Raw genomic sequence first — 13,010 nt, 5'->3', positions numbered from 1 at the left:
CCGCTCTTTCTGAATAAGAAAGAACTACTTAGTAAAAAAGGGCGTCTAATAGACGTCCTTTTTATACGTTACAAAATTTAGGCATTGCAAAATTCAGACGTTGCAAAATGAAGAACCTATCTCATCAATCATTTGTATAATTATTGGTGAGATAGGCTCTGAAATAACGAATTGATAACTGCACAGGTTCCTTTACGCAGTTATATGAGATTTATTAAGGTTTTGCTCGGAAGATATGGTATATTTTACCGCTGCCACAAAAAGAAAGTTATTTTCTTACTTGGTGCAGTTAAAAATTTGCTGAGCATGCTGAAATTCCTGCAAAATGGAATAGCACTTGTGAAATGGGTAACACTTGTAAAGTGATAGTACTGACATACAAGTAGTACTTGCGAAATAAAATGTTACTGCAACTTGTTGTATTTGCAGAACGAATAACGCTAATTACCTCCATTAACAAGGCTAATTACTTTTAGATCGCAGGTGATGCTATTGATATCCCTATCAAATTTTGCAGGCTTAGTTTGTAGTAATTGAGGGATATGTTGGCATATTCTATTGGTTTGGCTTGGTTGTTTTACCTTTGTAAACAAGCAGGCTTTGTACATACTTCATGGTAACAGGTTGAATTATGAGTGCGAATAGCGAAGCTCAAGGAAGTGGACGCAGTGCAGACATCTTCAAGTGGGTCATTGTCTGTGCCTTATTAATAATTGCTATTGTTGGTAATTATTACTTCCGTCAATATAATCTCGCGCTGCGTGCTTTTGCAGTTGTGGCTGTTGTCGCTATTGCAGGTGCTGTCGCTTTATGGACCACAAAAGGTAAAGCTACACTGGCGTTTGCACGCGAAGCTCGCGTCGAGATGAGAAAAGTCATTTGGCCTACTCGCCAGGAAACATTACAAACTACTTTAATTGTTGCTGCAGTAACGGCTGTAATGTCATTAATACTGTGGGGACTCGATGGTATCCTGGTGCGTTTAGTTTCATTTATTACAAGCCTGAGGTTATTCTAAATGTCCGATTCACCTAAAAAGCGCTGGTATGTCATTCAGGCATTCTCTGGTTTTGAAGGTCGCGTAGCACAGTCTTTACGTGAACATATCAAATTACATGCTATGGAAGATTCTTTTGGCGAAGTTATGGTTCCAACAGAAGAAGTTGTTGAAATCCGTAGCGGTCAGCGCCGTAAGAGTGAACGCAAATTCTTCCCAGGCTATGTCTTAGTCCAAATGGTCATGAATGATGACTCTTGGCACTTAGTACGTAGTGTACCGCGTGTAATGGGGTTCATTGGCGGAACGTCAGATCGTCCAGCGCCAATTAGCGATAAAGAAGTTGATGCTATTATGAACCGCTTACAACAAGTTGGTGATAAGCCACGTCCGAAAACACTGTTTGAACCAGGTGAAATGGTTCGTGTTAGCGAAGGCCCATTTGCTGACTTTAACGGTGTTGTTGAAGAAATTGATTATGAAAAGAGCCGCTTGAAAGTCTCTGTTTCTATCTTTGGTCGTGCAACTCCAGTCGAATTGGATTTTGGTCAGGTAGAGAAAGCCTAATCTAAACGACAAAACTGACTTGCAAAAGGCGTGAAATTTGACTACAATTTCGCGCCTTTTGTTTTTATGTTCGGCACAAATTAATGTGCGGGGCATGTTTAATGTAACGGGGAGCCTTGCAAACCGTAAGGCGCTATCACCCATCTAGAGGAAATATCATGGCTAAGAAAGTTCAAGCCTACGTTAAGCTGCAAGTTGCAGCTGGTATGGCGAACCCAAGTCCACCGGTTGGTCCAGCACTGGGTCAACAAGGTGTTAACATCATGGAATTCTGTAAAGCGTTCAACGCAAAAACAGACAGCCTGGAAAAAGGTTTACCAATTCCTGTTGTTATTACTGTTTACGCAGACCGTTCTTTCACTTTCGTTACCAAAACTCCACCTGCAGCAGTTCTGCTGAAAAAAGCAGCTGGCGTTAAGTCTGGTTCAGGCAAGCCTAACAAAGATAAAGTTGGTAAAGTGACCTCTGCTCAGATTCGCGAAATCGCTGAAACTAAAGCTGCGGACATGACTGGTGCTGATGTTGACGCAATGATGCGTTCAATTGAAGGTACTGCTCGTTCCATGGGCCTGGTAGTGGAGGACTAAGACAATGGCTAAACTGACTAAGCGCATGCGCAATATCCGTGAGAAAGTTGATGTAACTAAACAGTATGACATCAATGAAGCCGTTGCACTGCTGAAAGAATTAGCAACTGCTAAATTCGTAGAAAGCGTTGACGTAGCTATCAACCTGGGCATCGATGCTCGTAAATCTGACCAAAACGTTCGCGGTGCAACTGTACTGCCACACGGTACTGGCCGTTCAGTTCGCGTTGCTGTGTTCGCACAAGGCGCAAACGCTGAAGCTGCTAAAGCTGCAGGCGCTGAACTGGTAGGTATGGAAGATCTGGCTGATAAAATCAAAGCTGGTGAAATGGACTTTGACGTTGTTATTGCTTCTCCAGATGCAATGCGCGTTGTTGGACAATTAGGTCAAGTTCTGGGCCCACGTGGTCTGATGCCAAACCCGAAAGTTGGTACTGTAACTCCTAACGTTGCTGAAGCAGTTAACAATGCTAAAGCAGGTCAGGTTCGTTACCGTAACGACAAAAACGGAATCATCCATACCACTATCGGTAAAGTTGATTTCGACGCTGACAAACTGAAAGAAAACTTAGAAGCTCTGCTGATTGCACTGAAAAAAGCAAAACCAGCTTCAGCTAAAGGTGTTTTCATCAAGAAAGTTAGCCTGTCTACCACTATGGGTGCAGGTGTTGCTGTTGACCAAGCGGGTCTGTCAGCGACAGTTTAATTGCTATAGCTTCGGCTAATCAGTAATTAGGCTTTACCTTTGCGTCAATTTTGTATAAAATTTGACGCCTTGAGTTTGTTGGGTATAGCGATATACTCAACAAACCACAAATTTCGGTATGGAGTCTGGCCTTTCCAGACCCCGTCCAAGACCGCAGGTGTGGTTATATTAGCTACTTAATTTACCTGCGTAGACGGTGACAGAGATACCTAGAATTTAATTCTGGATTTCTATTCTGCTCACCGTGTTTTAGCGCTCAAGTACATGTTGTATCTGAGTGATGTGAGTCCCGGGGTTTCCCGGTTAATCCAGGAGCAAGAAGCTAATGGCACTAAATCTTCAAGACAAACAAGCGATTGTTGCTGAAGTCAGCGAAGTAGCCAAAGGCGCGCTTTCTGCAGTTGTTGCCGATTCACGCGGCGTAACTGTAGCAAAAATGACTGAACTGCGTAAAGCAGGTCGCGAAGCTGGCGTTTATATCCGTGTTGTTCGTAATACACTGATCCGCCGTGCTGTTGAAGGTACTTCTTATGATGTACTGAAAGACGTGTTTGTCGGTCCAACCTTAATTGCTTTCTCTAACGAACACCCGGGCGCTGGCGCTCGTCTGTTCAAAGAGTTCGCGAAAGCGAATCCAGCATTTGAGATTAAAGCTGCGGCCTTTGAAGGTGAGTTAATCCAAGCGAAAGATATCGATCGTCTGGCAACTCTCCCAACTTACGATGAAGCAATCGCACGCCTGATGGCAACCATGAAAGAAGCCGCTGCCGGCAAATTGGTTCGTACTCTGGCTGCTCTGCGCGATCAGAAAGAAGCTGCATAAGCCCTTTCCTTCGTTGCTTTTTAACGTATAAACTATTTCTGAATTTTAGGAACACTTGTTATGTCTATCACTAAAGACCAAATCCTTGATGCAGTTGCAGAAATGTCTGTAATGGACGTTGTTGAACTGATTACTATGATGGAAGAAAAATTCGGCGTTTCTGCTGCTGCAGCTGTTGCTGTTGCTGCGGGCCCAGCTGAAGCTGCTGAAGAAAAAACTGAGTTCGACGTTGTTCTGTCTGCTATCGGCGGTAACAAAGTTGCAGTTATCAAAGCAGTACGCGGCGCAACCGGTCTTGGCTTAAAAGAAGCTAAAGACATGGTAGAATCTGCTCCAGCTACTATCAAAGAAGCTGCAAGCAAAGATGAAGCTGAAACTCTGAAGAAAGCTCTTGAAGAAGCAGGCGCTTCTGTTGAACTTAAATAAGTTCAATTTCAAGAACGCAGCCTAGTCTAATTAGGCTGATGGCTGGTGATTTTTTAATCACCAGCCTTTTTGCGCTGTAAAGCGTGATGGGTGTTAACAGCTTTTCACGCAGTTTTAATGTTAACAACAACCCTCCAATACTTCTTTCTATTGACGACTTAATATACTGTGTTCTTCGCTACGACCCGCTCGGGTAGCTCGGTAGCAAAAGTGACGCAATGAAATGATTTAAGAGTAATAGCAATGAGTATTAAGGAAAGTATTCATTTTCCGTTTCTTATAAAAAACGCGTTGCGGTTCAGTCTCTTACATTAAGAGCTAACCACTTGGGTCACTGATCAACGAGCTGAGGAAACCTATGGTTTACTCCTATACCGAGAAAAAACGTATTCGTAAGGATTTTGGTAAACGTCCACAAGTTTTGGACATACCTTATCTCCTTTCTATCCAACTTGACTCGTTCCAGAAGTTTATCGAGCAAGATCCTGATGGCCAGAATGGGCTGGAAGCAGCTTTCCGTTCTGTGTTTCCAATTCAGAGCTACAGCGGTAATGCTGAATTACAATATGTCAGCTATCGTTTAGGCGAGCCTGTTTTTGATGTTAAAGAATGTCAAATTCGCGGTGTAACTTACTCTGCGCCTTTGCGTGTGAAATTGCGTCTCATCGTTTATGAGCGTGAAGCACCGGAAGGAACTGTTAAAGACATCAAAGAACAAGAAGTCTACATGGGTGAAATTCCACTCATGACTGAAAACGGAACTTTCGTTATCAACGGTACTGAGCGTGTTATCGTTTCTCAGTTACACCGTAGTCCGGGTGTATTCTTTGACAGCGATAAAGGTAAAACACACTCTTCAGGTAAAGTGCTTTATAACGCACGTATTATCCCTTACCGTGGTTCATGGCTTGATTTCGAATTTGACCCGAAAGATAACCTGTTTGTACGTATTGACCGTCGCCGTAAATTACCTGCGACCATTATTCTGCGTGCAATGGATTACAACACCGAAGAAATCTTAAATCTGTTCTTCGACAAAACTGTATTCCAAATCCGTGATAATAAACTGATGATGACGCTGGTTCCTGAGCGTCTGCGTGGTGAAACTGCTTCTTTTGATATCGAAGCGAACGGTAAAGTCTATGTAGAAAAAGGCCGCCGTATCACTGCACGTCATATCCGTCAGTTAGAAAAAGAAGAAATCAATAGCATCGAAGTACCTGTTGAATATATCGCAGGTAAAGTTGTTGCTAGAGACTACATTGATGAAAGCACCGGTGAGCTGATTTGTGCAGCGAACATGGAACTTTCTTTAGACATGTTGGCACGTCTGAGCCAGTCTGGTCATAAAACAATCGAAACATTGTTTACCAATGACTTAGACCACGGTGCTTACATTTCTGAAACCGTTCGTGTCGACCCAACTAACGACCGTCTGAGTGCATTGGTAGAAATCTACCGCATGATGCGTCCTGGTGAGCCACCAACCCGCGAAGCTGCAGAAAACCTGTTCGAGAACCTGTTCTTCTCTGAAGACCGTTACGACTTGTCTGCGGTAGGTCGTATGAAGTTCAACCGTTCACTGAACCGTGAAGAAATTGAAGGTTCAGGTATCCTGAGTGAAGAAGACATCATTGATGTTATGCGTAAACTCATCGATATCCGTAACGGTAAAGGCGAAGTGGATGATATCGACCACTTAGGTAACCGTCGTATTCGTTCCGTTGGCGAAATGGCTGAGAACCAATTCCGTGTAGGTCTGGTTCGTGTTGAGCGTGCAGTGAAAGAGCGTCTTTCTCTGGGCGACCTCGATGCATTAATGCCACAAGATATGATCAACGCGAAACCAATTTCAGCCGCAGTGAAAGAGTTCTTTGGTTCTAGCCAGCTGTCCCAATTTATGGACCAGAACAACCCACTGTCTGAAATTACGCACAAACGTCGTATCTCTGCGTTAGGCCCAGGTGGTCTGACTCGTGAGCGTGCGGGCTTCGAAGTACGTGACGTTCACCCAACTCACTACGGTCGTGTCTGTCCTATCGAAACGCCTGAAGGTCCGAACATCGGTCTGATCAACTCATTATCTGTTTATGCACAGACCAATGAGTATGGTTTCTTAGAAACCCCATACCGTTTAGTGCGTGATGGTCTAGTTACAGACGAAATCCATTATCTGTCTGCAATTGAAGAAGGTAACTTCATCATTGCTCAGGCAAACACCGTTTTAGGTGATGATGGTAGCTTCGTTGAAGAACTGATTACTTGCCGTAACAAAGGTGAATCAAGTTTATTCAGCCGTGAACAGGTTGAGTATATGGACGTTTCGACTCAACAGGTTGTTTCTGTTGGTGCGTCACTGATCCCATTCCTTGAACACGATGACGCCAACCGTGCATTGATGGGTGCGAACATGCAACGTCAAGCGGTTCCTACTCTGCGTGCTGACAAACCATTAGTTGGTACGGGTATGGAACGTGCAGTAGCGGTTGACTCAGGTGTTACCGCTGTTGCAAGACGTGGTGGTTCAGTTCAGTACGTTGATGCGTCTCGTATCGTTATCAAAGTTAACGAAGATGAGATGTATCCGGGCGAAGCTGGAATCGATATTTATAACCTGACTAAATATACTCGTTCTAACCAGAACACCTGTATTAGCCAGATGCCTTGCGTATCTTTAGGTGAGCCAGTTGAACGTGGTGACGTGTTAGCAGATGGTCCTTCAACAGACCTCGGCGAATTAGCACTTGGTCAAAACATGCGCGTGGCATTCATGCCATGGAATGGTTATAACTTCGAAGACTCCATCTTAGTTTCTGAGCGTGTTGTTCAAGAAGACCGTTTCACTACTATTCATATTCAGGAACTCTCTTGTGTGTCTCGTGACACTAAATTAGGGCCTGAAGAAATCACTGCAGATATTCCAAACGTCGGTGAAGCTGCTCTGTCTAAACTTGACGAATCCGGTATCGTGTATATCGGTGCGGAAGTGAAAGGCGGCGACATTCTGGTTGGTAAAGTCACACCTAAAGGTGAAACTCAGCTGACGCCAGAAGAGAAACTGTTACGTGCTATCTTCGGTGAAAAAGCATCAGACGTTAAAGACTCTTCTTTACGTGTTCCTAACGGTGTTTCTGGTACGGTTATTGACGTACAAGTATTTACCCGTGACGGTGTAGAGAAAGACAAACGTGCATTAGAGATCGAAGAAACTCAGTTACGTGATGCGAAGAAAGACTTAACAGAAGAGCTGCGTATTTTCGAAGCTGGCCTGTTTGCTCGTATCCGTTCTGTACTGGTTAACGGCGGAATTGAAGCTGAAAAACTGGACAAACTGCCTCGCGATCGTTGGTTAGAGTTATCTTTAGCAGACGAAGAGAAGCAAAACCAGTTAGAGCAATTAGCTGAACAGTATGACGAACTGAAATCTGAGTTTGAGAAAAAACTCGATGCAAAACGTCGTAAAATTACTCAAGGTGATGACTTAGCACCTGGTGTACTGAAAATTGTTAAGGTTTATCTGGCGGTTAAACGTCAAATTCAACCGGGTGATAAAATGGCGGGTCGCCATGGTAACAAAGGTGTTATCTCAAAAATCAACCCAGTTGAAGACATGCCTTATGATGAAAACGGTAACCCAGTTGACATCGTTCTGAACCCGCTGGGCGTACCATCACGTATGAACATCGGTCAGATTTTGGAAACCCACTTAGGGATGGCTGCGAAAGGTATTGGTGAGAAAATCAATGCTATGCTTAAACAGCAAGAAGAAGTTGCCAAACTGCGTGAGTTTATCCAAAAAGCGTACGATTTAGGTGATGATCCACGCCAGAAAGTTGACTTGAATACTTTCTCTGACGAAGAAGTTATGCGTTTGGCTGAGAACCTGAAAAAAGGTATGCCAATTGCGACACCAGTATTTGATGGTGCGAAAGAGAAAGAAATCAAAGAACTGCTGAAATTGGGTGGTCTGCCAACTTCAGGTCAGATTACATTATTCGATGGTCGTACTGGCGAGAAATTTGAGCGTCAAGTTACCGTTGGTTATATGTATATGCTGAAACTGAACCACTTGGTTGACGATAAGATGCACGCCCGTTCAACTGGTTCTTATAGCTTGGTTACTCAGCAACCGCTGGGTGGTAAAGCGCAGTTCGGTGGTCAGCGTTTCGGGGAGATGGAAGTGTGGGCACTGGAAGCATACGGTGCAGCCTATACTCTTCAAGAAATGCTTACAGTTAAATCGGATGACGTTAACGGCCGTACGAAGATGTATAAAAACATCGTCGATGGCAGCCATCAGATGGAACCTGGTATGCCGGAATCTTTCAACGTATTGCTGAAAGAAATCCGTTCTCTGGGTATCAACATCGAGCTGGAAGACGAGTAATTCGTTTTATGCCGAAAGGTTCGCCTTTCGGCACATGTAAGCACTGGGATTTGGGGAGAGTGTCTTTGAACACTCACCTGACAGGTCTAACTCCGACAGGAGCATTTTGTGAAAGACTTAATAAAGTTTCTGAAAGCGCAAACCAAGACCGAAGAGTTTGATGCTATCAAGATTGCTCTGGCATCACCTGATATGATCCGTTCATGGTCATTCGGTGAAGTTAAAAAGCCAGAAACCATTAACTACCGTACGTTCAAGCCTGAGCGTGATGGTCTTTTCTGTGCGCGTATTTTCGGGCCAGTAAAAGACTACGAATGTCTGTGCGGTAAGTACAAACGTTTAAAACACCGTGGTGTGATTTGTGAGAAGTGTGGCGTTGAAGTTACACAGACCAAAGTCCGTCGTGAGCGCATGGGGCACATTGAACTTGCTTCTCCGACTGCACATATTTGGTTCTTAAAATCACTGCCATCCCGTATCGGTTTACTGCTCGATATGCCACTGCGTGATATCGAACGCGTTCTGTACTTTGAATCATATGTTGTTGTTGAAGGCGGTATGACTAGCCTTGAGCGTGCACAGATTCTGACAGAAGAGCAATATTTAGATGCGTTGGAAGAGTTCGGTGACGAATTTGATGCGAAAATGGGTGCGGAAGCAATCCAAGGCCTGCTGAAAAACCTCGATCTTGAGAACGAGTGTGAAACCCTGCGCGAAGAGTTAAACGAAACTAACTCTGAAACTAAGCGTAAGAAGCTGACCAAGCGTATCAAACTGCTGGAAGCATTCATTCAATCTGGTAACAAACCAGAGTGGATGATCTTAAACGTATTACCAGTATTACCACCGGATCTGCGTCCATTAGTTCCACTGGATGGTGGTCGTTTCGCAACATCAGATCTGAACGATCTGTATCGTCGCGTAATCAACCGTAATAACCGTCTGAAACGTCTTCTGGATCTGGCTGCGCCAGACATCATCGTACGTAACGAAAAACGTATGCTGCAAGAAGCGGTTGACGCCCTGTTAGATAACGGTCGTCGTGGTCGCGCAATCACTGGTTCTAACAAACGTCCTCTGAAATCTTTGGCAGATATGATCAAAGGTAAACAAGGTCGTTTCCGTCAGAACTTACTTGGTAAGCGTGTTGACTACTCAGGTCGTTCTGTTATCACCGTAGGTCCATACCTGCGTCTGCATCAGTGCGGTCTGCCGAAGAAAATGGCTCTTGAGTTATTCAAACCATTCATCTACGGCAAATTAGAATTACGTGGTCTGGCAACAACCATTAAAGCTGCGAAGAAAATGGTTGAGCGCGAAGAAGCGGTTGTTTGGGATATCTTGGATGAAGTTATCCGTGAACACCCAGTCATGCTGAACCGTGCACCAACACTTCACCGTCTGGGTATCCAAGCTTTCGAACCTATTCTTATCGAAGGTAAAGCTATCCAATTGCACCCACTCGTTTGTGCGGCATATAACGCCGACTTCGATGGTGACCAAATGGCGGTACACGTTCCTCTGACTTTGGAAGCTCAGTTAGAAGCACGTGCGTTGATGATGTCAACCAACAACATCCTGTCACCTGCAAGTGGTGAGCCTATCATCGTTCCTTCACAGGACGTTGTATTGGGTCTTTACTACATGACACGTGACTGCGTAAACGCGAAAGGCGAGGGCATGGTATTAGCCGGTCCTAAAGAAGCTGAGCGTGTTTACCGTTCAGGTCATGCTTCACTGCATGCCCGCGTTAAAGTCCGTATTACTGAAGAAGTAAAAGATTCGGAAGGTAACATCACAATCAACACTGGTTTAGTTGACACCACTGTTGGTCGTGCAATTTTATGGATGATCGTACCGAAAGGTCTACCTTATGAACTGGTTAACCAGGCGTTAGGTAAAAAAGCGGTCTCTAAAATGCTGAACACCTGTTACCGTGTTCTGGGCCTGAAGCCTACGGTTATTTTTGCTGACCAAATCATGTATACCGGTTTTGCCTATGCGGCACGTTCTGGTGCATCGGTTGGTATCGACGATATGGTTATTCCAGAGAAAAAAGCTGGGATCATCGCCGAAGCAGAAGCCGAAGTTGCAGAAATTCAGGAACAGTTCCAGTCAGGTCTGGTTACAGCAGGCGAACGTTACAATAAAGTTATCGATATCTGGGCCGCAGCAAACGAACGTGTTGCTAAAGCGATGATGGAAAACTTGTCAACTGAAACTGTCATCAACCGTGATGGTGTAGAAGAGCAACAAGTTTCTTTCAACAGCATCTTTATGATGGCTGACTCAGGTGCTCGTGGTTCCGCCGCTCAGATCCGTCAGTTAGCGGGTATGCGTGGTCTGATGGCTAAGCCAGATGGTTCCATCATCGAAACACCTATCACGGCAAACTTCCGTGAAGGTCTGAACGTTCTCCAGTACTTTATTTCTACGCACGGTGCGCGTAAAGGTCTTGCCGATACCGCATTGAAAACAGCAAACTCCGGTTATCTGACTCGTCGTTTAGTCGACGTTGCACAGGACTTGGTTGTGACTGAAGACGACTGTGGAACTCTCGAAGGTATCCTGATGACTCCGGTTATCGAGGGTGGCGACGTTAAAGAACCACTGCGTGAGCGTGTACTGGGTCGTGTGACTGCAGAAGATATCCTGATCCCAGGAACTGCGGACATTCTGGTTCCACGTAATACATTACTGCACGAAAAACTGTGTGACCTGTTAGAAGCTAACTCCGTCGACAGCGTTAAAGTTCGTTCAGTTGTAAGTTGTGAAACTGACTTCGGTGTGTGTGCTCACTGTTATGGTCGTGACCTTGCTCGTGGTCATATCATCAACAAAGGTGAAGCTATCGGGGTTATCGCGGCACAGTCAATCGGTGAGCCGGGTACACAGTTAACGATGCGTACGTTCCACATCGGGGGTGCGGCATCTCGTGCGGCGGCAGAATCTAGCATTCAAGTCCGTAACACAGGTACTCTGAAACTGGTTAACGCGAAATTCGTTACTAACACAGAAGGCAAACTGGTTATTACTTCACGTAATACTGAATTGCGTCTGGTTGATGAATTTGGCCGTACGAAAGAAAGCTATAAAGTCCCTTACGGTGCGCACTTGACGAAAGGCGATGGCGATGCAGTAACGGGCGGTGAAACTGTTGCGAACTGGGATCCACATACCATGCCAGTCGTCAGTGAAGTGTCTGGTTTCATCAGCTTCTCTGACATGCTTGATGGTCAAACAATGACACGTCAGACTGATGAATTAACCGGTCTGTCTTCAATTGTTGTTCTCGATACTGCGGAACGTACCAGTGGTGGTAAAGACCTACGTCCTGCATTGCGTGTAATTGACGCAAAAGGTAACGATGTTCTTATCCCTAACACAGACATGCCAACTCAGTACTTCTTACCGGGTAAAGCAATTGTTCAGTTAGACGATGGCGTTGCTATCAATGCGGGTGATACCTTAGCGCGTATTCCACAAGAATCTGTGGGTACTAAAGATATCACGGGTGGTCTGCCACGCGTAGCTGACTTGTTCGAAGCACGTCGTCCGAAAGAGCCTGCAATCTTGGCTGAAATCAGCGGTATTATCTCGTTTGGTAAAGAAACCAAAGGGAAACGTCGTCTGGTTATCACACCATTAGATGGTAGCGATCCGTACGAAGAGATGATCCCTAAATGGCGTCAGCTCAACGTGTTCGAAGGTGAGATCGTTGAACGCGGTGACGTAGTTTCGGATGGTCCAGAATCTCCACACGATATTCTGCGTCTGCGTGGTGTCCATGCTGTTACGCGTTATATCACGAACGAGGTTCAGGAAGTTTACCGCTTACAAGGCGTTAAGATTAACGATAAACACATTGAAGTTATCGTTCGTCAGATGCTGCGTAAAGTCACTATCGCGGATGCAGGAAGCTCTGAATTCCTCGAAGGTGAACAAGTCGAGTACTCACGTGTTAAAGTTTCGAATCGTAAACTGGAAACTGAAGGTAAAATTCCAGCTAACTTTGCTCGTGACCTGTTGGGTATTACTAAGGCATCTCTGGCAACAGAATCCTTTATCTCAGCAGCATCGTTCCAAGAAACGACGCGCGTACTGACTGAAGCTGCGGTTGCTGGTAAACGTGATGAATTACGTGGTCTGAAAGAAAACGTTATTGTTGGACGTCTGATCCCAGCAGGTACTGGTTTTGCGTATCACCAAGACCGTATCCGTCGCCGTCATCTGAACGATGTTGTGGAAGCACCACAAGTGAGTGCAGATGAAGCAACAGCGAACTTAGCTGAGCTGTTAAATGCAGGTTTCAGCAGTGACAATCAGAACTAATTTCTGATTTTACTGTAAAATTCCTGATTGAAGCCAGTGCCGAAAGGTACTGGCTTTTTTTATATCTAATGATTTTTATCAATTAATTTTTCCTAATTAAAATCAATCAGCCCACCAATAAAGTCTTTTTATGGTGTTAGTTTATTTGAATACGTATTTCTATTTTTGAAATATATCGAGCACTA

Annotated in this window: 8 protein-coding genes; all 8 read left to right on the top strand. The window is 44.7% G+C overall.

The annotated features are described in order from the left end of the window. Positions 1-631: 631 nt before the first annotated feature. The 8 genes from secE (at position 632) to rpoC (ending at position 12,825) form a co-directional block, all read left to right on the top strand. Positions 632-1,018: a preprotein translocase subunit SecE gene (secE, locus tag PR800_RS17520; protein ID WP_004265885.1), complete on the top strand. Its 387-nt coding sequence runs from the start codon at positions 632-634 to the stop codon at positions 1,016-1,018. Continuing rightward, a complete protein-coding gene (gene nusG / locus PR800_RS17515; protein WP_004264378.1) occupies positions 1,019-1,564 on the top strand; it encodes a transcription termination/antitermination protein NusG in 546 nt (181 codons plus the stop codon). Positions 1,565-1,722: 158 nt separating this feature from the next. Next, on the top strand, positions 1,723-2,151 hold the full coding sequence (gene rplK / locus PR800_RS17510; protein WP_004264379.1) for a 50S ribosomal protein L11: 429 nt from the start codon (positions 1,723-1,725) through the stop codon (positions 2,149-2,151). 4 nt (positions 2,152-2,155) lie between these two features. Continuing rightward, positions 2,156-2,857: a 50S ribosomal protein L1 gene (gene rplA, locus PR800_RS17505; protein ID WP_102140206.1), complete on the top strand. Its 702-nt coding sequence runs from the start codon at positions 2,156-2,158 to the stop codon at positions 2,855-2,857. Positions 2,858-3,182: 325 nt separating this feature from the next. Then, positions 3,183-3,680 carry a 50S ribosomal protein L10 gene (rplJ, locus tag PR800_RS17500; RefSeq protein WP_102140205.1) on the top strand — a complete coding sequence of 166 codons (498 nt, stop codon included), beginning with the start codon at positions 3,183-3,185 and terminating at the stop codon, positions 3,678-3,680. A gap of 60 nt (positions 3,681-3,740) precedes the next feature. Continuing rightward, on the top strand, positions 3,741-4,106 hold the full coding sequence (rplL, locus tag PR800_RS17495; RefSeq protein ID WP_102140204.1) for a 50S ribosomal protein L7/L12: 366 nt from the start codon (positions 3,741-3,743) through the stop codon (positions 4,104-4,106). Positions 4,107-4,464: 358 nt separating this feature from the next. Continuing rightward, positions 4,465-8,493 carry a DNA-directed RNA polymerase subunit beta gene (gene rpoB / locus PR800_RS17490; protein WP_102140203.1) on the top strand — a complete coding sequence of 1,343 codons (4,029 nt, stop codon included), beginning with the start codon at positions 4,465-4,467 and terminating at the stop codon, positions 8,491-8,493. Positions 8,494-8,601: 108 nt separating this feature from the next. Further along, positions 8,602-12,825, top strand: a complete 4,224-nt coding sequence (gene rpoC / locus PR800_RS17485; RefSeq protein WP_195698092.1) for a DNA-directed RNA polymerase subunit beta' — start codon at positions 8,602-8,604, stop codon at positions 12,823-12,825. The last annotated feature ends 185 nt before the right edge of the window (positions 12,826-13,010 follow it).

Origin of the sequence: Providencia sp. PROV205 (assembly GCF_028479505.1) — a bacterium.
GTDB classification, from domain to species: domain Bacteria; phylum Pseudomonadota; class Gammaproteobacteria; order Enterobacterales; family Enterobacteriaceae; genus Providencia; species Providencia huaxiensis.
This window is presented reverse-complemented; position numbering and strand designations above follow the sequence as displayed.

Excerpts from the sequence above, each read along its gene's own strand:
- rplA (WP_102140206.1), top strand. The coding sequence starts at position 2,156 with ATGGCTAAACTGACTAAGCGCATGCGCAATATCCGTGAGAAAGTTGAT.
- rplL (WP_102140204.1), top strand. The coding sequence starts at position 3,741 with ATGTCTATCACTAAAGACCAAATCCTTGATGCAGTTGCAGAAATGTCT.
- rplJ (WP_102140205.1), top strand. The coding sequence starts at position 3,183 with ATGGCACTAAATCTTCAAGACAAACAAGCGATTGTTGCTGAAGTCAGC.
- rplK (WP_004264379.1), top strand. The coding sequence starts at position 1,723 with ATGGCTAAGAAAGTTCAAGCCTACGTTAAGCTGCAAGTTGCAGCTGGT.
- rpoB (WP_102140203.1), top strand. The coding sequence starts at position 4,465 with ATGGTTTACTCCTATACCGAGAAAAAACGTATTCGTAAGGATTTTGGT.
- nusG (WP_004264378.1), top strand. The coding sequence starts at position 1,019 with ATGTCCGATTCACCTAAAAAGCGCTGGTATGTCATTCAGGCATTCTCT.
- secE (WP_004265885.1), top strand. The coding sequence starts at position 632 with ATGAGTGCGAATAGCGAAGCTCAAGGAAGTGGACGCAGTGCAGACATC.